Source organism: Acinetobacter sp. CE-15 (genome assembly GCF_051059255.1).
GTDB classification, from domain to species: Bacteria; Pseudomonadota; Gammaproteobacteria; order Pseudomonadales; family Moraxellaceae; genus Acinetobacter; species Acinetobacter guillouiae.
This window is the reverse complement of record NZ_CP192737.1, coordinates 3,641,804-3,660,506: the sequence shown is the minus strand read 5'-3', so window position 1 is coordinate 3,660,506 and position 18,703 is coordinate 3,641,804. Positions and strand designations below refer to the sequence as shown.

General features: G+C 36.7%; 15 protein-coding genes and 1 tRNA gene. 7 read left to right on the top strand and 9 right to left on the bottom strand.

What is annotated here, in order from left to right; all coding sequences use genetic code 11:
* Positions 1-368 precede the first annotated feature (368 nt).
* Positions 369-441 (bottom strand) — tRNA-Arg (locus ACQ7EO_RS16830).
* 72 nt (positions 442-513) lie between these two features.
* Positions 514-1,884: an amino acid permease gene (locus ACQ7EO_RS16825; RefSeq protein WP_034616126.1), complete on the bottom strand. Its 1,371-nt coding sequence runs from the start codon at positions 1,882-1,884 to the stop codon at positions 514-516.
* Positions 1,885-2,201: 317 nt separating this feature from the next.
* Here ACQ7EO_RS16825 and prpF point away from each other — a divergent pair, with 317 nt between their 5' ends.
* From prpF to ACQ7EO_RS16810, 3 genes are all read left to right on the top strand, one after another.
* A complete protein-coding gene (gene prpF, locus ACQ7EO_RS16820; RefSeq protein ID WP_434278085.1) occupies positions 2,202-3,389 on the top strand; it encodes a 2-methylaconitate cis-trans isomerase PrpF in 1,188 nt (395 codons plus the stop codon).
* Between the two features lie 258 nt (positions 3,390-3,647).
* The gene (locus ACQ7EO_RS16815; RefSeq protein ID WP_034616133.1) at positions 3,648-4,607 is read left to right on the top strand and encodes a sensor domain-containing diguanylate cyclase; all 960 of its coding nucleotides are present in this window, start codon (positions 3,648-3,650) and stop codon (positions 4,605-4,607) included.
* 148 nt (positions 4,608-4,755) lie between these two features.
* Positions 4,756-5,667 carry a polyprenyl synthetase family protein gene (locus tag ACQ7EO_RS16810; RefSeq protein WP_004819495.1) on the top strand — a complete coding sequence of 304 codons (912 nt, stop codon included), beginning with the start codon at positions 4,756-4,758 and terminating at the stop codon, positions 5,665-5,667.
* A 523-nt stretch (positions 5,668-6,190) separates the two neighbouring features.
* Here ACQ7EO_RS16810 and ACQ7EO_RS16805 read toward each other — a convergent pair.
* From ACQ7EO_RS16805 to ACQ7EO_RS16790, 4 genes are all read right to left on the bottom strand, one after another.
* Positions 6,191-7,042: an SPFH domain-containing protein gene (locus ACQ7EO_RS16805; protein ID WP_004722624.1), complete on the bottom strand. Its 852-nt coding sequence runs from the start codon at positions 7,040-7,042 to the stop codon at positions 6,191-6,193.
* A gap of 26 nt (positions 7,043-7,068) precedes the next feature.
* Positions 7,069-7,530: an NfeD family protein gene (locus ACQ7EO_RS16800; protein ID WP_004819499.1), complete on the bottom strand. Its 462-nt coding sequence runs from the start codon at positions 7,528-7,530 to the stop codon at positions 7,069-7,071.
* A gap of 138 nt (positions 7,531-7,668) precedes the next feature.
* Positions 7,669-8,586 (bottom strand): patatin-like phospholipase family protein, encoded by a 918-nt coding sequence (locus ACQ7EO_RS16795; protein WP_004819500.1) that lies wholly within the window; start codon positions 8,584-8,586, stop codon positions 7,669-7,671.
* 61 nt (positions 8,587-8,647) lie between these two features.
* Positions 8,648-9,274 carry a 1-acyl-sn-glycerol-3-phosphate acyltransferase gene (locus ACQ7EO_RS16790; RefSeq protein WP_034616143.1) on the bottom strand — a complete coding sequence of 209 codons (627 nt, stop codon included), beginning with the start codon at positions 9,272-9,274 and terminating at the stop codon, positions 8,648-8,650.
* 155 nt (positions 9,275-9,429) lie between these two features.
* On the opposite strand from ACQ7EO_RS16790, the gene ACQ7EO_RS16785 reads away from it, so the two are divergent.
* The 4 genes from ACQ7EO_RS16785 (at position 9,430) to ACQ7EO_RS16770 (ending at position 14,979) form a co-directional block, all read left to right on the top strand.
* Positions 9,430-10,683 carry an MFS transporter gene (locus ACQ7EO_RS16785; RefSeq protein WP_034616146.1) on the top strand — a complete coding sequence of 418 codons (1,254 nt, stop codon included), beginning with the start codon at positions 9,430-9,432 and terminating at the stop codon, positions 10,681-10,683.
* Between the two features lie 585 nt (positions 10,684-11,268).
* Positions 11,269-12,930, top strand: a complete 1,662-nt coding sequence (locus ACQ7EO_RS16780; RefSeq protein WP_034616150.1) for a phosphoethanolamine transferase — start codon at positions 11,269-11,271, stop codon at positions 12,928-12,930.
* Positions 12,931-12,947: 17 nt separating this feature from the next.
* Positions 12,948-13,640 carry a DNA-binding response regulator PmrA gene (locus tag ACQ7EO_RS16775; protein ID WP_004819508.1) on the top strand — a complete coding sequence of 231 codons (693 nt, stop codon included), beginning with the start codon at positions 12,948-12,950 and terminating at the stop codon, positions 13,638-13,640.
* Position 13,641: 1 nt separating this feature from the next.
* The gene (locus ACQ7EO_RS16770; protein WP_004819510.1) at positions 13,642-14,979 is read left to right on the top strand and encodes an ATP-binding protein; all 1,338 of its coding nucleotides are present in this window, start codon (positions 13,642-13,644) and stop codon (positions 14,977-14,979) included.
* A gap of 28 nt (positions 14,980-15,007) precedes the next feature.
* Here ACQ7EO_RS16770 and ACQ7EO_RS16765 read toward each other — a convergent pair whose 3' ends face one another.
* From ACQ7EO_RS16765 to ACQ7EO_RS16755, 3 genes are all read right to left on the bottom strand, one after another.
* Positions 15,008-15,814 (bottom strand): hypothetical protein, encoded by an 807-nt coding sequence (locus ACQ7EO_RS16765; RefSeq protein ID WP_004819512.1) that lies wholly within the window; start codon positions 15,812-15,814, stop codon positions 15,008-15,010.
* A gap of 540 nt (positions 15,815-16,354) precedes the next feature.
* Positions 16,355-17,029, bottom strand: a complete 675-nt coding sequence (locus ACQ7EO_RS16760) for a phosphatase PAP2 family protein (RefSeq protein WP_434278084.1) — start codon at positions 17,027-17,029, stop codon at positions 16,355-16,357.
* A gap of 288 nt (positions 17,030-17,317) precedes the next feature.
* Entirely contained in the window at positions 17,318-18,505 is a 1,188-nt protein-coding gene (locus ACQ7EO_RS16755; RefSeq protein WP_434278083.1) for an ammonium transporter, read from the bottom strand.
* Between the last annotated feature and the right edge of the window lie 198 nt (positions 18,506-18,703).

Sequence of the window (18,703 nt, the reverse complement as noted above, 5' to 3'; positions counted from 1 at the left end):
TACTTAAGTTTTGAATGAGAAATAATTTTGATACTTAAATATACAACTCAAAGTTACTTCTATTTACAAAATAACATATAAAAAATAAGAGTAAATACTCTAGGGTGTGAATTAGTGAAAAAAAAATGAACTATGTAGTTTAGTTTGCAGAGAGGGAATATAGAAAAAAATATAAAGATGAGATTATTTATAGAGATATTGAAAAAAATTAAACTGAAAATAATAAAATATAGATATTTTAGGACTTGATGGGCTGCATAAAATATAACCAGATGGTCAAAATAAAGCTGAGCCTATTCGGCAATATAAAGTGGTCAAGATTAAATCTTTGTAAAGATAGAAATTCATTTTTTATTCTTGTTCAATTGTGCGCCCTGCGGGACTTGAACCCACGTCTGTCGCTTAGGAGGCAACTGCTCTATCCAGTTAAGCTAAGGGCACAATAAGCAAATAATTTACCGTATATGCATATGAAAAAAAAGCTATTATCGAAATAATAGCTTTGCGTTAGATTTATTTTTCTTCAGTCTTTATTTCATTTGGATTTAAAATATCAAACAGGACTAACATCAGGGTAATCCATACAGGAATCATCAATACGGACTCTTTAAATCCTTGATCCCACATGATATATAAAACGATACCAATAAAAATAATCACCACAAAATTACTAACAGGTGCCCAAAGTGCAGGGTATTTACTGGTTTGATTGGTCAAACGTAGAGCACGCTTAAACTTCAAATGCGTGAGTGTAATCATTAACCAGTTTAAAACTAAAGCACCAACCACCACATACATCAAATGACTTAAAGCATCTTCTGGTAAATAATAATTTAAAGGCACACAACCCAAAATTAAAAATGCAGAAAGTAATACGGATGGAATTGGTACACCATGCTTATTGGTTTTGGTAAAAATTTTAGGTGCATTGCCCTGTTTTGCTAAACCATAAAGCATACGGCTATTGGCATACATCCCACTGTTATAAACAGATAATGCAGCAGTTAAGATAATAAAGTTAACCAGATGAGCTGCCCATGCAATTCCAATCATACTAAAGACCATAACGAATGGGCTTTTATCTAAACCACCAAAATTTAACTGGTTCCAAGGCACCAAAGACAACAGAATAATCATCGAACCTACGTAAAAGATAAGGATACGTGGCACAACTTGATTAATCGCTTTAGGAATAGTTTTTTCTGGGTCTTTGGCTTCGGCCGCAGCCATACCAACTAATTCAATACCGCCAAAACCAAACATAAGGAAAGCCAGCATATAGAATAAGCCGTCAAATCCATTTGGGAAAAAGCCACCATGAGACCATAAGTTTGAAAAAGCAATGCCTGAACTTACATCTGCGGTTAGAACCAAATAAATACCAAATACAATCATTGCAACAATAGCAGTAACTTTAATGATGGATAACCAAAATTCGGATTCACCGTAAAATTTCACATTTCCTAAGTTGACCAGTGTAATCACAACGAAGAAAAACAGTACAGACACCCAGTTTGGAATTTCAGGCCACCAATAATTGATGTATTTGCCGACCGCAGTTAATTCTGTCATTGCAACTAGGATGTACAGCATCCAATAGTTCCAACCAGTTAAAAAACCAGGAAATTTACCCCAATATTTATTGGCAAAATGGCTAAAAGAACCAGCAACGGGTTCATGTACTATCATTTCCCCAAGCTGACGCATAATTAAAAAAACGATCAAACCACCAATGGCATAACCCAAAATAATGGATGGCCCAGCTTTTTCGATCACATGTGCTGAACCTAAGAATAATCCTGTACCAATTGCACCGCCCATGGCAATCAATTGGATATGACGATTCTTAAGTCCACGCTGTAATTGTGTAGACTCGTTGCTCAATGTGTACAACTCTATTTATGCGAATTTAATTATTGTAATAGATTGGTTACTTTTAGCCTAGTATGCGATAGATGTATGGAAAGGAACTGCGAAGTCAAAAAATAATATATTGAATTTTTTTATTCATTTTCAATGAAATAAGATTAATTTTAAATTTTCAAAGCAAACTGAATCTGTTTAATATTTAAGCTTTATGCCAAGATTTATTTAAGACTTAAGTCAATCTGTCAGTATTTTACTTAAAAAAAGGGTAGTATAAAACTGAATGAAGATTCATTATTTGAGACAACAAAGAGAATTGAAAGGAATACGATAAAATGAGCGCTGCACCACAAATCAAAATCCCAGCAACCTATATGCGTGGTGGTACCAGTAAAGGTGTCTTCTTTAAACTCGATGATTTGCCTGAACGTGCACAAATAGCGGGGCAATCCCGTGATCAGTTATTACTCCGTGTGATTGGTAGTCCAGATCCATATGGAAAACAGATTGATGGGATGGGCGGGGCGACTTCAAGTACCAGTAAAACAGTTATTTTAGCCAAGAGTTCACAAGCAAATCATGATGTTGATTATCTGTTTGGGCAAGTGTCTATTGATAAAGCATTTGTAGATTGGAGTGGCAACTGCGGTAATTTAACCGCTGCTGTCGGTTCATTTGCGATCAGTAATGGTTTGGTTGCAGCTGATCGGATTCCAGAAAATGGTATTTGTACAGTTCGTATTTGGCAAGCCAATATTCATAAAACAATTATTGCCCATGTGCCTATTACTCAGGGACAAGTTCAAGAAACGGGTGATTTTGAATTGGATGGTGTCACTTTTCCAGCGGCAGAAGTTCAAATTGAATTTTTAGATCCTGCTGATGACGGGGAAGATGGTGGAGCAATGTTCCCTACGGGAAATGTTGTAGACAGCTTAGAGGTTCCTGAAATTGGTACATTTCAAGCAACTTTGATCAATGCAGGTATTCCTACAATTTTCTTAAATGCCGAAGAGCTTGGATACAACGGAACTGAATTACAAGACGATATTAACAGTGATGTAGCAGCATTAGCGCGCTTTGAAAAAATCCGTGCTTATGGTGCGGTAAAAATGGGTTTAATCCAAGACATCAATGAAGCGGCTAATCGTCAACATACCCCAAAAGTGGCATTTGTATCCAAACCTAAAAGCTATACCTCTTCTAGTGGTAAACAGGTGAGTGAAACCGATACAGATTTATTGGTGCGTGCATTATCGATGGGTAAATTACATCATGCCATGATGGGAACGGCTGCGGTCGCGATTGGAACAGCTGCAGCAATTCCAAATACCTTGGTGAATTTGGCTGCCGGAGGCGGTGAACGGGAAGCAGTACGCTTTGGACATCCTTCTGGAACACTTCGCGTGGGTGCACAAGCACTAAATGAAAAAGGGCAATGGGTTGTTAAGAAAGCCATCATGAGTCGTAGTGCACGTGTATTGATGGAGGGCTGGGTTCGAGTGCCAGCAGATAGTTTTTAATCTTTTTGATGTGCTTTCAAATAGCATTTGAGTGATTTGATCGTTGAAATTTTAATAGCCTTGCATTCGCAAGGTTTATTTTTTTGTGATTTACATCAATAAAAGTACTAATTTTGTATTGTGTGTGGCAAAATAGTTACAGTATTTTATCATACTTACTTTATGTGATAGCAATTCTGATTATTTGCTGTTGTAAAAAATTAATACATTAAATGCTGATTTCAATAGATTAAAAATTTATTGGCTTCGAGGTGGCGTATGGAACAAGAGTCTAAAAAACTACGAGATAGCCTTGAAGACATCAAAGTTTTTGAATATTTACAAGATATCGATAAATTGCATCTGGTTTCTTTTATTTCACAAATTCCTTTACCCATCGCTTTATTTGATCAGGAAGCGCGGTTTTTAGGAGTAAATCAAAAATTTGCTGATATTTATGAAAGTGATGCATTGTACTTGTTTGATAAGTTACTCAATACATTTTCAACCGTTGTTTATGCACATTTTAATGAGGCAATGCGTTATTTCTCAAAAAATAAAAATTATTTTGAACAAGAATTCTACGTCAAAGGAAAATTTTATCTTTCTTATTTTAAAGCAATACGTAACCAATATGATGAGATTGAAACAGTGGTAGTCGTATGTTCGGATATAACGCGTTTGAAGCGCCGTGAAAATGTACTTTTGCAAAATAATAAAAAATTGCACGATCATCTCTATTTAGATTTTGTCACAGGCTTACAGAATGCTTTTGCTTTTGAGCATTATTTAGATAAAGTCTGGCAAAAAAGTCGTGACTCGCATTTGTCTTTTCTTAAAATTGATTTGGATAATTTTAAACGATTTAATCAACTCAATAGCTATACTGCAGGTGATGAGGTTCTAATACAACTCGGTTCTGTATTAAATGAAGCGATTGCGCAAACTGAAGAAGCAGAAATTTTTCGCTTAAATTCAGCAAGTTTTGTTATTGTGATTGAACATCTGACCGAGTGGGCGGTGGTGACACTTGCAGAACGGCTTAAATTTGCAGTTACCAATGAAAAGATATTGTTTGGTAGTAATAATGAATATCTTACGGCATCTATCGGAATCTATCATTTAGATCCACACAATCAGCCAACTGAGGTGGATGTCTTACAAAAATTAGAGTTTGCAGTACGTTCTGCCAAAGAAAAAGGCCGAAACTCACTGTTTTTATTAAAAAATGAAATATAGATGCCTTGCACTTATTCAAATGATTGCATTGGAATTAAAGGATGAGAATTATAGTGACTCATAGTAGAATGTTCTGACTCACCCAATTTACCAATGTATCTAAAACTACTGATTTTAGTTTTAGCGATTCGTACAAACCGAGGCAGATGTGACTTCTATTCCCAATGTTAATGCAGAAATTTTAAAACGAGCGCAAGTGCAAATTCAGCAAGATTTACAAGCTGCTTTAGATGCTTTTTCATTGCCAGAGCCATTAAAATCTGCAGTGCATCATACGGTGATGTTAGGTGGAAAACGAGTTAGACCTGCTTTAAGTTATGCAACTGCACAATTAAAACAAAATAATCCGAATTTTGCAGCCGTGCGTAGAGCTGCGGTTGCGATTGAGTTTATTCATTGCTATTCATTGGCACATGATGACTTGCCATGTATGGACAATGACTTGTTACGTCGCGGACAGCCAACCTGCCATGTGGCTTTTGGTGAAGACACAGCGCTATTAGCTGGTGATATTTTGCAATCGATGGCATTTGAGGTATTAGGAAGCCGTCTATTCGATCAAGGTCAAGCTGTTGAACAAGGTATTATTCTTAAACAAATGCAAATCTTAGCCACAGCAAGTTCAAAAATGGTATGTGGTCAAGTTTTAGATTTACAGGCTGAAGGCAAACATGTTGATCAAGCACAGTTAGAAAATATCCATCGCAATAAAACAGGGGCTTTAATCCAAGCTGCAATTATGCTGTCTGCCGTGACAGTTTTTTCAGGTACAGATCAAGCCATTCCACAATTGCGTCAATATGGTCAAGCGATTGGTTTAGCATTTCAAGTACAAGATGATATTTTAGATGTGGTGTCTGACACTGAATCTTTGGGCAAAACTGCGGGCAAAGATCAACAAGTAGATAAGTCGACCTATCCTGCCTTAATGGGCTTAGAAAATGCCAAAATTTATGCGCAACAATTACATGACCAGGCATTTAAAGCTTTAGCGTATTTTGGTGAGGATGCACAGGAATTGAACCAAATTTCGCAATTTTTGTTGGCAAGAAAAAGCTAATTTAATTGAGATCAAATATTTTTTTCATGATGGATGTCACTGAGTCAATTTCTGTCTCGGGAATATAAATTTCAACATCACTGGAATTATTCCATCTGAACGAATTAACCAACAGCTTTAGGGTTAATCGTCCGTTTCCAAATGAATATTCGATGTCTCTGGTTTTAAATCCATATATTTGATCAGTATACTCAATGTAAATACTGCTTGGACATTCTAGTTCATCCCGACATAGGGTTATATATCTCGGTGGGTCATCCTCGAACCAAAAGGTAATAGAGCAAAGTCCATCATCTTCAAACTCTTCATCTTTCTGTATTTTATATAATTTCATTTTAATATCGATCTTTAAATCTCGAATGCAGATGCAAAGAGAGGATTTTTAGTAGCGTGAAATTTAACTATAGATGACGGAAAAAAAAGGATCAATTGTTCAGCCTTAAAACTTAAGCGGCATTTTTAAAAATAAAAAATAGGCAACCCATCGGCTGCCTATTTTTGAACGTTTTTAAAATTGCAAAAATTAGTTTCTACCCATCACACCGCGAATAGTATTCATAATATCTGCTGGGAGCACAACAGTTTTGGCATTATTCGATTTGGCCATGTCTTGCATTGCTTTGACATATTGCTCACCGAGTAAGTAGGCAACAGGGATTTCTTTATCACCCACAGCAGAGGTCACCATTTCAATGGCACGCTGTGAAGATTCAGCCAATACAACCTGAGCTTCCGCATCACGGCGAGAGGCTTCTAAACGCCCATCCGCTTCTAAAATAGCGGCCTGTTTTTCACCATCTGCTTTGGTCACAGTTGCACGACGTTGACGTTCCGCAGCAGCTTGGGCTTCCATCGCTGATTGCATGGTGTGCGATGGTTGAATATCTTGAATTTCCACGGTTTTTAGTGTGATACCCCAGTCTGAGATATCATCAGAAATCGCCGCTTTTAATTTCGCTTTGATATGATCACGTGATGACAATGCATCATCTAGATCCATTTCACCGACGATTGAACGGAGTGAAGTTTGCACCAAATTTTGAATTGCCCAAGTGTAGTTTTCAATACCATACACCGCTTTTTCTGGTGTGGTTAAATTGATATAAGCCACAGCATTCATCACCAATACCGCGTTATCACGGGTGATGACTTCTTGTGATGGGATATCTAAAACAATATCTTTGGTGGTGACTTTATAAGCCACTTCATCCACATACGGAATGACAAAGTTTAAACCCGGACTTAGTGTGGTGTGATATTTACCTAAACGTTGTACGATCCATTTATAACCCTGAGGAACAATACGCACGCCTTTGAAAATGGTCACAGCCACAAACAGAAATAAGACTAAAACAACAATAGAACCAAAACCCATTTAATTTTCCTCTTTATTCTTCATTATTAAGATGATGAATGTAGTTGTACCACTAAATCATTACCTAAAATATCAGTCACACGTACACGGTCACCTACTTGTACAGGCGATAAAGTACGGCAATTCCATTCATCAGAACCCAAAACAGGCATTGGAAAACGAACACGAATTTGATCATGGCTAAGCCCAATTTGAATGACCATACCCGTTTGACCAATGGTTGCTTCACGAGAAAGCCCAGCTTTGGTTTTATCTACAGATAGAGGTTTAATGAATTTAAACCACGCCACAGTACAAATGATGGATAAGATAATCCAGCATACGACTTGCAGGGTGAAACTCATACTTGGAAATAACCACAATAAAATACTGACCACAACTGCAGCGATACCAAACCATAAAGCAGCAAACGCTGGTAACACGAGTTCAGATAGAATCAGCAATATGCCAAGTACAAACCAATGCCACGGTTCAAAAATAAAGTTCATACATCTACTCTAGTGATTATCATTGATATAGATGACGGATCATCTATATCAATGTAGCAGATCATTTAAGTGATGCATATAAAAACGTGATTATTCTCGTTTTCAACCATGCTTGATGATATGAGCCCTATTGCGCTATTAAAATTTTGCTCGCGGCGCAGGTTTTAATGCAGCAGGTGTTTTCTTAAAGTTATTGATTGCAGTTTGAATGGCGATGATTTTGCCTTGGGCTGCTTTTTCACCTTCTAAAATTGCTTGGTTACTGGACTTAAGATCAAGCGTGCCTAAGTGACCAACTTTAGGTTGAATCACGATATTGGCCTGAGCCAACTCATTGTTAATACTTTGTTGTCCCATGATATTAATGGTTTGATCCAATAAGCCCCACATATTCATCGGTTGGCTACCACTTGGACGTGCAGAAATATCGACCGCAATCACGATATCTGCCCCCATATCACGTGCAGTTTGGACCGGAATTGGACTAACTAAACCGCCATCAACATATTTGGTATTGCCAATGGTTGCGGGAACAAAAACATTGGGAATACTGCAAGAAGCACGAACTGCTTGGCCTGCATTCCCTTTAATAAATTCTGCTTTTTTGCCATTGTCTAAGCGTGTAGCAACTGCTGCAAAACGGATTGGAAATTGTTCAATCGGTTTATTGGCAACATTACGATTGACATAATCTTGTAGTTTTTGACCAAGAACAATACCTTGGCTATTTAAGGTTAAATCACGCAAATCAGATTCTTTCAATTGCTGTGCAATTTGCTGCATTTGATAGGGTGTTTTACCGCTGGCATAGATACTGCCGACAAAACTTCCAGCACTGGTTCCAGTCACAATTTTAGGTTTGATCCCATGAGATTCTAAAACCTTGAGCACACCAATATGAGCGAAACCTTTTGCACCGCCGCCACCTAAAGCAATCGCAATAACAGGCTCACGTGCTTTAATTGCCGTGGTCTGAGTTGGTGTTTTGGTGGTTTTGTCACAGCCAACAAGGGCTAGACCCAATAAGCCTATAAAACCGAGTTGTTTAAAACGCATGGGGGTATTACTTTTGATCAAAATATATGTTGCACATCTGAACAGATTGTCTCTGTTTTTTCTAGCCATTTTTCAATAGTTTTTGTAAAGGAATCGATAATAATTTAGGTCTTTTAGGTGAAAAGTTACCTTTAAAACGCGATAAAATTTCTGCTAAATCTTGCTCATAATCTCCAGTAGGTTGCAATGTACCCAAACAGTGAATTCGCTTTTTCTCGTAATCGAGCGAAAAAATTGCAATCGGTATATTGGCGCCCATTGCAATATGATAAAAACCACTTTTAATTTTTTCCGCTTTTTTCCGGGTACCTTCAGGTGCGATTGCAATCCAAATTTTATCTTGTTGTTGTATAACCTTAACAATCTGTTGAGTGAGTCCATGCGGTGAATCACGATGCACAGGAATCACGCCAATCCATTCAAAAAGTGCTTTGAGTGGTGGTTTAAACAAGCTATCTTTGCCAAAAATTGTGACTTTAACACCAATACCTAACATGGCGAGGAAAGCATATAAACCATCATAATTTGAAGTGTGTGGTGCAATAAATACCACTGCTTTGGGTAAGTTGGGAAATTCACCTTCAAATCCCCAGCCTTGAACTAAGTAAAGGTTTTTAAAGATGTTACGACTGGTGCTTGTACCACGTTGGGGTACTTGATCTGGTATGATCGGAAAGTTTTGTGACATTGTGTTTTTATATGACTGCTCTTGTATTGATTTTAGTTTTTTGCTTAATAGTAACTATCTGCAAAATGCAAATATTACAAAATTCGTAGATTAAAGCAATACATACAAGATCTAATTAGGCCCATTTATATTGACATTGTTCGAGCTTAGATTACATGCGAAACACCTATTTGTTGTTATTTTCACTGTATTGGGCGCAAGGTTTACCTGTAGGTTTTATGACCCATGCTTTACCAGTGATTTTACGTTCACAAGGGGTGTCTTTGGCCCATATCGGTGGCTTTGGATTACTCATGGCGCCTTGGGCAATTAAAATTTTATGGGCGCCTTTTGTGGATAGCTTTGGACATCGTTCCAAAGGGCATTATCGAAGTTGGATTATTCCAACCCAAGTTTTAACCATTGCTATCCTGAGCATTTTATCTTTTTTACCGATTCAATCCCTGAATGAACCGATTTATTTATTATTGTTTTTTATAGCGTTGCTCTGTATGAACAGTATTGGTGCAACCCAAGATATCGCGACGGATGGTTTAGCGGTGAGTATTTTAAAAGGGGATCAGCAACATATCGGGAATATGTTTCAAGTCATTGGTTCTCGTTTAGGATTTATTGTTGGGGGCGGGGCAATTTTATGGGCAATGGACTGGCTAAGTTGGCAAAATACATTTTTGATTTTGGCTGGCATTGTGGCTTTAAATACAATTCCTATCTGGTTTTATCAAGAACCAGAACACTTGAAAAAGGCTGTTTCACCACATTTACAGAATCAAGCTGCAAAGCACTTTATTGAAAAATTTAAAACCTACTTAAGCTACTTCTTTGCCAATAAAAAATTAAGAACGTGGTTCTTTGTGCTTTGTACCATCAAAATAACCGATGGCTTTACCGGTCCCATTACCAAGCCTTTGTTGGTTGATCTTAACTTAAGTCTTTCTCAAATCGGCATTTATATCACTATGTTGGGGGCATTTTCTGCATTATTCGGTGCAGCTTTGGCCAGTCTATTGCTAAAAAAACTAAAGCGCCACCAAGCCTTAATCTTATTTTCTATTTTGAAATTGATCAGTTTAGCTGGATTCGTATGGTTAGCAGCTCAATATGAACAATCGTACTTTGTAGCGCCGTGGTTAATTTATTTGATCAACGCTTTAGAAGATATGTGTGCTGCAATGCTTCTAGTCGTGATCTTAACTTTAGTAATGCAATATAGTCGTCATGAACATGCAGGTACAGATTTCACTTTTCAGGTCTCTGTTATGGCAACAATCAGTGGGTTACTGTATACATTAAGTGGCGTGATTGGCGATCAATTGGGATATTTAAATTTTTTAAGTTTGATTTTAGTAATTGGTGTTTTTTGCCTAATCCCGATTATGTATTGGATTAAAAACATACAGTATACATAATATTGTGAGATTGGGTTTGATAATGAGTATAATTATTATTGAGTATGTGGTGCGATGATTAGGGATTTTTTGATTGAATGAAATAGATTAAATAATTTTTCTTAGGGATAGTTAAGATTATAATATATTGTCATGATGTATAATAAATTGTTTGATTAGTGCGGTTTGACTTAATACATAAATCCCTTTGATTTAATGTGATTTTACCTTTATTTTTTAATAAAAGTTTGATGTATTTTACATTGACTGGAAAATAAAAAATTACTTTTTCGTCATTTTTTTACGTTTAGAAAGCAATTCGTGTATTATTCTTTTGTTGGATTTAGAATAACTTTAGCTCCAAATTATTAACTTTTAATGAATTATTTTGAATGGAATAAGCAGTATTATAATCTACGGGCTATAAAATAATACTCATTTTTTTTGTGGATGCTTTATTTGATTTTAATTTTCTCAGATTATGAGAAATAGAAAGGCGATTACAATTAAGATCAGTGGTGCAATATGCTTGGGAAAGTGCTTTTTAAGTTCAGTTTAAGCTTCATTTTTTAACTTAACACCATTGAAAAGAGTATCACCACAGTAATGTCTAACTTAATACAGCGTATAAAACGACGTGAAGTCTCCATTTCCCTGACTGCTTTTAATTTTATTGTCGCAGTGTGGTTAGGCTTGTGCCTAAATTTTAGTTTTTTAAATAAAGTTCAGTCTCTAACGCCTTATCAGGGAGTTAAAGCACAACTTTTTCTGATTGCGACAGCTTTTGTACTGGTTGCTTTATATAATCTGTTATTGCAAATTTTAGATTGGAAATGGACAGCAAAATTTTTTGCAATTGTCTTGGTCTTCATCGGTGGCTTTAGTGCTTATTTTGTTAACTCATTGGGTGTCGTGATTTCGCCTGATCAAATTCAGAATATGGTACAAACAGATCCTGGTGAAGTAACAGACTTACTTTCTTTGCAATTTTTTATTTGGACACTGGGTTTTGTTATTTTACCCATTATCTTGATTCTATGGATAAAAATTAAACCAGAGAAAATTGGCAAAGTACTGTTATTTAAAAGCCTAAATATTGCGGGCTCTTTCGCTGTTATAGCAGCATTATTATTTGTTTTCTATGTGGATTATGCTGCTATATTTCGTGAGCATCGTGACTTAAAAGGCATGATCTCTCCACAAAATACAGTGGCTTCAACACTGTCTTATTTCCATAAAAAAGCACCGAAAAAGAATCTACCTTTGATTCGTTATGGTGAAGATGCACATTTAGTCAACGATGCGACTTTACAACATAAACCTAAACTGATGGTTTTGGTGGTTGGTGAAACCGCACGAGCAGAGAGTTTTTCTTTAAATGGTTATGCAAAGAATACCAATCCTGAATTGTCAAAGCAGGCTGATCTAATTAATTTTTCTCAAGTCAGCTCTTGTGGTACCGCAACCGCAGTTTCAGTACCTTGTATGTTCTCCGGCATGCCGCGTAAAGATTATGATGAGCAACTTGCCAGTCACCGAGAAGGTTTGCTGGATATTGCACAACGTGCAGGCTATAAGGTGACATGGATTGATAATAACTCAGGTTGCAAAGGAACATGTGATCGTGTTGAGAAATTTGTTATCCCTCAAGATTTAGAGAAAAAATGGTGTCAAGGGGGCGAATGCCAAGATGGTATTTTGGTAGACAGCTTAAACCTATATTTAAGTCAATTACCAAAAGATGATAAGCAACCACATTTGATCGTATTGCATCAAATGGGAAGTCATGGGCCTGCATATTATAAACGCGCACCTGAACAATTTAAAAAATTCAAACCGACCTGTGAAACCAATGCGATACAAGGCTGTTCATCGACTGAATTGATTAATACCTATGATAATTCGATTGTCTATACAGACCATATTTTGAATCAATTGATTGAAACTTTAAAACAGCAAGAAAACTATCGTGCAGGGTTCTGGTATTTATCTGACCATGGTGAGTCTACAGGTGAACGTGGTATGTATTTACATGGTGCGCCTTATGCGATTGCACCTACTCAACAGACCCATGTACCTATGCTGATGTGGTTTTCAGATGCATGGAAATCTGCAGCTGCAAAACAAATCAATTGTTTAAATCAACAAAAAGGGGCAACATTGAGTCAAGATAATTTATTTCCAAGTCTTTTGAGTTTGCTAAATGTCCAGACTCAAGTCATAGATCAAAAAAATAATATGTTGCAGCAATGTGCTGTACAAAGCTGATTGAAAGGATATAAACCATGACCAAAATTTTGATGATAGAAGATGATTTTATGATTGCAGAATCATCTAAAACATTGTTGAAATATCAAGGCTTTGATGTGGAATGGGTGAATAATGGTTTAGATGGCCTAAAGCTTATTTCGGAGAAACAATTTGATTTGGTCTTACTTGATTTAGGCTTGCCTATGATGGATGGGATGCAGGTCTTAAAACAAATTCGCCAGCGTTCGAGTTTGCCTGTTCTGATTATTTCAGCACGTGATCAATTGCAAAATCGTGTTGAAGGCTTAAATCAAGGCGCAGATGATTATTTGATTAAGCCCTACGAGTTTGATGAACTGGTGGCTCGTATCCATGCATTATTACGTCGCACAGGCGATACAGCGAAAGAAGTAACCGGAAGTGCTTCAAATCTGTTGAAAAATGGTGAAATTGTTTTAGATGTTGAACAGCATATTGCCACAATTAGAGGCGAAACGGTGGAGTTATCAAACCGTGAATGGGCGATTCTCATTCCGTTAATGACCCATCCCAATAAAATATTTTCTAAATCTAATTTAGAAGATAAATTGTATGCTTTTGATAGCGAAATCAATAGCAATACAATTGAAGTCTATGTACACCATATCCGATCGAAATTGGGTAAAGATATTATTCGTACAATTCGTGGGTTAGGTTATCGTTTGGGGCAACCACAAAAAGCGGAATGATATGGAAACTGCATTTTCCTTAAGAAAGCGTTTAATTCGTTATACGTCTATTTTTAGTATCTTACTTGGTTGCGTGTTGGTTTTTTCAGCATATAAAATTTCTTTAGAAGAGATCAATGAAATTTTAGATGCTCAGATGGTCTATCTGGCAGAGCGGGTGGAGTTAAATCCACGCCCCATTGAAAGTCATTTTGATATCCATAAACGCTATCATGAAGAAGATTTATTCATAGATGTTTGGGCGTATGCTGAACCTAAACAAACCCAAAATACGCCGCATCATGTCATTGTTGAACCTAAGCAAAAAGCGGGTTTCTATAGTCAAGAAACAGCGCACGGCATATGGATTACCTACATCCTACCAACTGCAAATTATCAGATTCAAATCAGCCAGCAGGAAAAAGTCAGAGAGCATCTGGCTTTAGAGCTTGCAGGCAGTATGTTTCTTCCATATCTACTGATCATTCCATTTGCTTTGTTGGGCTTGGTTTATATTATACGTCGTAGTTTAAAGCCACTTGAGGACTTTAAATCTGAACTGGCAAAACGTGATTCAAACTCCTTGATCGCAATTCAAAATGCCCACTATCCAGAAGAATTGCTGCCGACGATCCATGAAATGAATCATTTGTTTGAGCGAATTTCTGTTGCTCAACAAGAACAGCGACAATTTGTGGCAGATGCTGCACATGAGTTACGCACCCCCATCACTGCATTGAATCTGCAAACTAAAATTTTGATGAGTCAGTTTCCTGAAGAGGAAAATCTACAAAATTTAAGCAAAGGTTTGGCACGGATGCAGCATTTGGTTACGCAACTGCTTGCCTTAGCAAAGCAAGATTCTTCATTAAGTCATGAAGTTCAAGTGACTCAATTTAAGTTGAATGATGTGGCACTCAATTGTGTAGAACAGTTGATGAATCTTGCGATGGAAAAAGATATCGATCTTGGCTTTGTGCGTAATGAAACAGTGATTTTAAAAAGTGTAGAACATAGTCTTCATTCAATCATTTTTAATTTAATTGATAACGCAATAAAATATACCCCTGTTTCAGGCATGATAAATATATCAGTGTTTGAAGATGTTCATGATTTTGCTTATGTTTTGATTGAAGACAGTGGTTTAGGAATTGATCCAGAGATGTACGATAAAGTCTTAAAACGTTTTTATCGCGTACATCATCACTTAGAAGTGGGCAGTGGTTTGGGATTGTCGATTGTGGATAAAGCCATTCAGCATTTAGGTGGTGAACTGTCTTTATCCCGTAGTGAAGAATTGGGCGGACTCAGTGTCTTGGTCAAAATCCCAATTCAGTGTGATATTAAAACAGAGAAGTGAGATGCTTGGAAAATGAATGATTCCATTTCTACATTAATGGAAGTGGTTCATTTTTCTTCATATACTGAAAAAATTCTAAACATTTTTGCATTCTACGACCATCACTGCCAAGTTTACCCAAATTAAAGTTTGCAACCCAATTGAGTTTATTGCCTATACGGCAAATTTCGTTGTATTTTGATTTACTTGGATAAATTTCTCCAATAAAAATATCGCAAGCTTGAGCAAGCTCATCATCATTAAAACGGAATGCTGTTGAGAAAATAAAACATAACCAATCTCGAATTTGGCAGGTTTCTAAGTCCAGCACTTCACCGGGATCTGTTTCAAAGTCGATAAAAGTAAATGTTTTGTCCTTATTGACTAAAATATTTCGTGCAAAGGCTTCGCTTAAATAACTGTCTTTGTGATGTACAGCTTGAATGGCAAAGATTGCTTCACGATAAAATTCGAGTTTTTTAGCTGTATTTCCTTCCATTTGTGCCAATGCCTGATCAAGTTGCATGACATCTTCACCCTGATCAGCAGCATCTTCAATCAATAGACCTTGTGAACAATTGGCTAAAATTTGTGGTGTTGGAATACCTAATGAATTTAATTCTGTCAGACGATGAACTTCACAATAAATCGATTTACTACCACCATAATTTGGAATAGGGGTGAGTGCTTCAATATTGAGTATACGTGCAACCCATTTTAATGGGACATAAATCCAAGCTGAGTGGCGTTCAGAGGCTTTCTTAAGCCACACTTTGCCACCACCCAACTGATAAGACTGAATGTTTTGGTCTTGAATTTTAAGCGAATTGCGGAGAAATTTAGAAAAATTACTCATATTTTGCACGTATAAGATTACTAAATTAACTCAAGTATAAACAAAATATAAAAAATTGTAAAAATTAAGATTGCTTTAATAATTTAATATTTAAATTCTGACAAAAATGTAATACTTTGAGTGACGCATATAACGATACATCACTTGATTTGGTATTTTAGATTGGAATAAAAAGTAGATCAGCGCTTAAATAAGCGACAATGACGAGTGATTTATTTTTAAATGTCTAATACATGATTGCTTTTGTAAAAGTAAGCTTTGGAATGATTTTTAAATGTGGCGAAGCTCTATCAAGCATGAAACTTTTACCATGACATCGAAATTAACTGTATGAAGATCAAGTTTGCAATGTCACGTTTTACGTTTAAAGTTTTAATCACTTTGTGTAGGCGATGCTTCACGCTAGAAACACCACCTTTGTTTCATCGATATTTAAAACGATGTCAGTATTGAATGCTCATTTTGATGCATACAAGAAGCTTATTTTTAGAATCGCATTTTTAATAAAGATAATAGTATATGGCTGAATATTTTGGATCGTTAGGTTGTAAATTTTTTATAAAAAATACGATAAATAATTAAATTAAAAGTGAAAATAATCCAGCCTGTCCAAAGGTTATGGCTAAGAAAATGCGCACCACGCATCATTTGCCCCCAACCCGTAATCAAACCAAGCACCAGACCTAAGACTAAGAAAAGATAAGCAATTTTAGAATTTGACTGTCTAAATACAAAAAAGCCGGTGAGCAGTGAAAAACCTGTACTGGCATGGCCACCCGGAAAACAATGTCCATTGCTTGCAGAAAAATCCCAAACATAGCCTAAAGCAGTTTGTTCTGTCATGGACCAAGGACAGGCATGTGCTGAGTGGGATTTGAAAATACCAATCAGTGCAGTGGATAAAACACTAATAAAAAATAAATAGCCCAATTGCCATTGATAGGTTTTTAATTTTGCAACTTTAAAAGATGCAATCCATGAAATTAAGACTGCAATATAAAAGGCAATGACAATATGTTTAAGTAGCTTGTGATTAATTTCAATAAGAAACCAATTGTTCTTGAGTGGGAAATGACCAGTGCTATCTATCCACGGCTGGATAAAATACATATCGATTGCACCGCCAACAGGAAAGACAAAGAACAATATTAAAAATAATATTCCTAACAATAAACTGTTATTTATGAAAAATTTATTTGTATCGGAATAGGGCATGAGGCGAGTCACTCAATATAATCATTTTAATCTGCGCTTATTAGAAAAAAACAACCTTAAATTAGACTTAATTGTTGAATAATGAGCAGTCTTATTATTGAGCGGTGATACAGAAGAAAATATCTATGCGTATTCAAAGATACATATTTTAAATCATTTTCTTTAAGGTAGAGTGATTCTAGTTTAAAATTTTATCGTGAAAATTATTTTATTGTCATTTCCAGGCTATAAAAAAAGCGGCTTTTCAGCCGCAAAATGTATAAAACTAAAACCATGCCTTGTAAAAGCTTAAAACATTGCATCTTCAGAGTTTGCAGAAATCTTGTGAATCGATAAATCTGCACCACGAAACTCTTCTTCTTGTGTTAAACGAATCCCCATAGTGGCTTTAAGTATACCATATACGGCAAATCCACCTGCTAAAGCCAGTAAAATGGCAAGTAGTGTACCTATCAGCTGAGATATCAAAGATACTCCACCGATTCCCCCCAACCACTGCTGACCAAATAGACCCACAGCAATACCACCAAATGCACCACAAACCCCATGTAATGGCCAAACTCCGAGTACATCATCAATCTTGAGTTTATTTTGTGTATAGGTAAACAGTTTAACAAACAGAAAACCTGCACAGATACCAATAAATAAAGCGCCAATGGGATGAACCACATCAGAACCTGCACAAATTGCCACTAAACCCGCTAAGGGACCATTATGTAAAAAGCCAGGATCTTCTTTTCCAAAGAAATTTGCAGAAAGTGTGCCGCCTACCATTGCCATGAGTGAGTTCATGGCAACTAAACCTGAGATAGCATCTAAGCGTTGAGCACTCATGACATTAAAGCCAAACCAGCCCACAATTAAGATCCAAGAACCGAGTGCTAAGAAAGGAATAGAAGAGGGTGGATGTGCACTGACGCGACCATCCTTTTTATAGCGGCCATTACGCGCACCGAGTAGTAATACTGCCGCAAGCGCAATCCAGCCGCCCATTGCATGGACTACAACAGAGCCAGCAAAATCATGGAAGCTTGCACCAAACGTATCCGCTAACCATTTTTGCAGGCCGAGATTGCCATTCCACGCGATCCCTTCAAAAAATGGATAAACCAGCGCTACAATAAACAGGGTTGCAATGGCTTGAGAACGCATTTTGGCACGTTCTGCAATGCCACCAGAAACAATGGCGGGAATTGCTGCAGCAAAGGTCAAAAGGAAAAAACAACGCATCAAATTGTAGCCATGCTCAGTTGAAAGCGTAGCACCTGTATGAAAAAAATGTTGGCCATAAGCAATGTAATAACCGACAAAGAAGTAGGCGATTGCTGAGATTGAAAAATCAGTAATGATTTTACTGAGTGCATTGACTTGATTTTTATGGCGAACTGTTCCCAGTTCTAAAAAAGCAAAGCCTGCATGCATAGCGAGTACAAGCACTGCGCCAAGCAAGAGAAAGAGTAGATCAACGTTTTGCATATACGATTCTTTTTGGTGCTATTTGTCACAAATTGGTTCAAGTATAACTAACGATTTGGATCCGTGAAGTGTTTGGCTGTATGAAAAAATAGATCAACAATTTCAAAATATTATTAAGACTCGATATAAAGCAAAAGTATGCACTAAATTGGAATTTGTGCACTAACTTGATGCAATAAGATATTCTGACTTATTTTT